Source organism: Klebsiella sp. C360 (assembly GCF_048822415.1).
GTDB classification, from domain to species: domain Bacteria; phylum Pseudomonadota; class Gammaproteobacteria; order Enterobacterales; family Enterobacteriaceae; genus Klebsiella; species Klebsiella quasipneumoniae.
On record NZ_JBMEZZ010000036.1, the window covers coordinates 1 to 3,990 of the forward strand.

Annotated in this window: 4 protein-coding genes; 1 reads left to right on the forward strand and 3 read right to left on the reverse strand. The window is 51.7% G+C overall.

The window, feature by feature from the left end:
• On the forward strand, nt 1-266 hold a 266-nt coding region (locus tag ACOI7D_RS27550; RefSeq protein ID WP_224774730.1), incomplete at its 5' end, for a hypothetical protein.
• Between the two features lie 239 nt (nt 267-505).
• Here the strand turns inward: ACOI7D_RS27550 and ACOI7D_RS27555 are convergent.
• The 3 genes from ACOI7D_RS27555 to ACOI7D_RS27565 all read right to left on the reverse strand — a co-directional run bounded on the left by ACOI7D_RS27555 (nt 506) and on the right by ACOI7D_RS27565 (nt 3,882).
• A complete protein-coding gene (locus tag ACOI7D_RS27555) occupies nt 506-1,903 on the reverse strand; it encodes an ISNCY family transposase (protein WP_009653207.1) in 1,398 nt (465 codons plus the stop codon).
• A 188-nt stretch (nt 1,904-2,091) separates the two neighbouring features.
• Nucleotides 2,092-2,487: a helix-turn-helix domain-containing protein gene (locus ACOI7D_RS27560; protein ID WP_004143398.1), complete on the reverse strand. Its 396-nt coding sequence runs from the start codon at nt 2,485-2,487 to the stop codon at nt 2,092-2,094.
• A 48-nt stretch (nt 2,488-2,535) separates the two neighbouring features.
• Nucleotides 2,536-3,882 carry an ISNCY family transposase gene (locus ACOI7D_RS27565; protein WP_077253535.1) on the reverse strand — a complete coding sequence of 449 codons (1,347 nt, stop codon included), beginning with the start codon at nt 3,880-3,882 and terminating at the stop codon, nt 2,536-2,538.
• Between the last annotated feature and the right edge of the window lie 108 nt (nt 3,883-3,990).

The following is a 3,990-nucleotide window of genomic DNA, read 5'->3' on the forward strand; positions in this document are numbered from 1 at the left end:
ACGCACACTATGAATTTCTAAAAAGATATTACAGAGCGGAGTTTTTTGAAGGAAGAAATGGTTCCATTTGGGGAATAAATTATTCTTACAATTTGGCAAGGGTGGGTATGAATATGCTTGAAAGATATGGCTATGGGATAATATTAAAGCATGAATCTATCACTGGTGAAACCATTTACTATGATCGTAGTCTGACGATACTATTTGGTGACAGAATTACACAGGCCCTGGGAGGTCAGTATTGCAACAGAGAAATGAGAGAATAATGATTTAATATATTTTTTAATCGCTCGTTAAACATTGGAACTTTTCTCAGAACGTGACTGCAATGTCTTCAACGCATCTAACATGTCGTCGCCGTTCAGTGAGCGCTGCGATTATTTCTCTGTTGGTTTTCTGCGCCGCCGCAAAGAGCCATCACCGGCAGGGATCGCCTGTGAACGGTTGTTATCGCGTTTATCCTGAACATCAATCTAAATTGAAATGTCCGCATGTAGGTTATGTTTCAGCCTTTGCCGAAGATGTCTTTACTCCGGGTCTGAAGTTGCTGCAGGGCTTCCAGCATGTCGTTATGGTCCAGACTTCGTTGTGATTTCTTGCCGGGTTGTTTCTTTCTGCGTGAGGTCTGGCCGTCCAGTGATGGCAGGGCCTGTGAGCGGGTGTTGTCCCGTTTGTCCTGAACCAGCTTTATCATTTCCAGGGCACGTCCCAGACGCTTGTTGTCGATGATGGCGCCCTGGTCCAGTTCTCCCAGTCGGTCGTAAGTGGTAAAGGGCAGGGAAGTGCCGCTGGCCCGGAGCTCAATGTCACCATCCGGGTATTGCCATACCTCGATGTACTTCCCCTGAAAACGCCGGTTTTCTTCATTATCTTCAAGCAGATAAAGCTTTTTATCATACTGTAATGTCAGGTTTTTCGAGACCTTACGCTGCTCGCGCCAGGTGAATGTCGCCTGCAGGTTTTCGCCATTATCCAGCTGGCGATGTACGTCAAAATCGTGACGTGGCGGCTTTGCAAACCGACGGTTGTAATCTTCCATGAACTCATCAGCAAAGGCGTTTGCAGCCTCAGGTGTGCTGATACCGCGGAGCCGCAGTTCCTTGACCAGGCGGTCCTGTAATGTCAGATGAGCCCGTTCAACACGCCCCTTGGCTGAACTGGTGTTGGCACAGATACCAGTGATATTCAGCTCGTTCATGGCACGACCAAACTGAGTCTGGCCATCTCCGCCGGTGGCCTGCTTGTTGTTGATCCTGAAGACGCTGGCTTTGTCGCTGTAGAATGCCAGAGGCTTACCGTAGCGCTCCAGATATCCCCGGGTGGCTTCAAAATAGGTGAACGTGGACTCCGAACTGACGAACAGAAGCTGCATCAACCGACTTGTTGCATCATCAACGTAAACGAGCAGCGTGCAGGCCGGACCACGGTCCTCGAACCAGCGATGTTCACTGCCATCAATCTGGATGAGTTCGCCGGTGCAGGCCCGACGTGGGCGTGGCTGATGCACACGAGGTGGCCGTAACTTACGAGGGATCCATAAACCATCCCGGGTCATAAGCTTACGTACAGTCTCTTTAGCAAGATAAAGGTCATGAATCTCAGCAAGCTTCTCGCAGGCCAATGTCGGGCCAAAGTCGGCGTAACGTTCGCGAATGATGCGCAGCGCACGCTCAGCGAGGCCAGGCATCAACTGTCGGTTACTAGGCTGACCACGTCGGCGGTTAACCCGCGATAGCGGTCCGTGTTCACGATAGCGCTCGAGTAGCCGGCGGCAGTGCCTGTCAGAGATCTCAAGTCGGGTTGCTGCAAGACGCGTGGTAAGACGCCGGTCGATAACGTCCTGCAGGATCCTGAGTCGGTTTACATCGTTCATCGAGAAAAACTCCGTTCCGTATGCCGTCATGAGTCTCATCCTTTGAAAGCAGCGATCGCGGTGGCGAGACTGTAGCGCGGACATGTCTATTTGGTCAGAGACGGACATCTCAATTTAGCTGTTACACTGTATGTCTAGCCAATGTTGAAATGTCGTGCTGAAAACAAAGCTGACCTGACGTCAGTGGAGAGTCTGGACAATGCCTTTTTAAGGTTGAGTCAGGCTTTGGAGGAAGAACGTGGTTGCCAGGTTTTCTCGGCTATCATCAGTTTACGTACGGTCTCTTTTGAAATCCGGACACCGTATTCTGTGGTCAGAATTCGCCAGATGGCTGACGGATTCATACCCCGGCCGCGTGAGCGAATAAGCTGCAGTGCCTGATCTCTGATGGTGGTGTTTAACTGATGATTGCCGGGCTTTCCACGGCGCCGGCTGACCAGACCGGCTGGCCCCAGCTCGCGATAGCGCTTAATCAGGCGGGAGCACTGACGACGGGTGAGCTCCATGGACTCTGCCACTTCTGCCAGCGTGATTTCCCGCGCCATATAGGCTTCAATCAAATCCAGGCGTAGCGCTTCGTGAAGTGTCAGGAGCACTGGTTTGTTGTCGTCCATTTTTCTCTCATCTGTCGGCCATATCAGATCCACAGGTGAGGGAAGGGCTCATCGCTTCAGGCTGGGGATAAAATCCTGCGGACTGGCCAGCACCGGGTTGATCGCCCTGAGCTCTTCCAGTGCACGCTCCTGAGCGCGCCTGCGGGGCATTTTTGTACTGCGCATTCGCTTTCCTTCAGCCTCCAGCTCGTCCTGTTTCTGCTGTGCCAGCCTCAGAACGGCACCCAGTCGTTTGTTATCAACAACCGCCCCCTGATCAACGCAGGTCAGTTTATCGAAAATCTTATAACCCAGTGGCCGGTGCTGATGCCGGAAAGTAATGCTTCCGTCAGGGTAATCATAAACGGTAATTTTTTCACCTGCTATGCGCGTATTTTGTTCGGTGGGTTCAATGATATACATGACTTTATCATACTGAAAAGTCAGTGCTTTCGATAAGGTCCGTAGCTCCTGCCAGGCGAAGATATCATTCAGCTCCAGTGGACTCTGTGTGACCGCACGGTGCAGATCTTTAGGGTATTTTGCCGGCCGGGAGAAACGACGGTTAAAATCAGACATGAAATGTTCAATCCACTGATTGGCTTCAGCAACCGAGCTGATGTTCTGCAGGCGCATCTCTTTAATCAGTCGATCCTGGAGCGTTTTATTTACCCGTTCCACGCGACCTTTTGCCTGGCTGCTGTTGGCACAAATCAATTCGATCGCCAGTTCCCGGAGAGCCCGTCCGAACTGGGTTGTGCCGGTACGTCGGCTCTCGGGTCCGCTGACCCTGAACACCGCATGCTTGTCGCTGTAAAATGCGACAGGTTTACCATGTTTATCAATGTATTGCCGGGTAGCCATCATGTAGTCAAACGCGTTTTCTGAATCACAGAATCGCAGGTGCATCAGGCGACCTGTGGCGTCATCCATGAAGACCAGAAGACAGCATTTTGGGGCTCTTCCTTCGAACCAGTCATGGTGAGAGCCATCGATCTGAACCAGTTCGCCGAAACAGTCGCGACGATAGCGCGGCTGGTAAACCCGGGTTCGCCGGCGGGAATGAGGACGCCAGAGACCGTCGGCTGTCATCCAGTTACGGATGGTTTCAACGGAGAGATATATATGATGGCGTTCAGCCAGTTTTTCGGTTGCGAGCGTTGGGCCAAAATCTGAATAGTGGCACCGGATCAAATCCAGGGCTTTACAGCGTGTTTCTTCATCGATCCGGTTGTTTGCAGGACGTCCACGGCGGGAAGATGCAAATGCGGTTGCGCCATCTGTCCGGTACAGACGCACAAGACGCTGCACCTGACGAACACTGAGCTTAAGTATGTCTGCTGCGTCGCGCTGAAGCAAAGCCCGGTCAAATACTCGCTGAATGATGCCAAGCCGGTAAAGTTCTTTGTCTGTCATAGTCACCAACATAAGATCGCGGTCCTGTGCTGAGCAAAATGAAGGCTTAGCGTACACGACGCGTGTGAATTGTGCTGAGACGACAATAACGCTTTGTGCTGACACTGT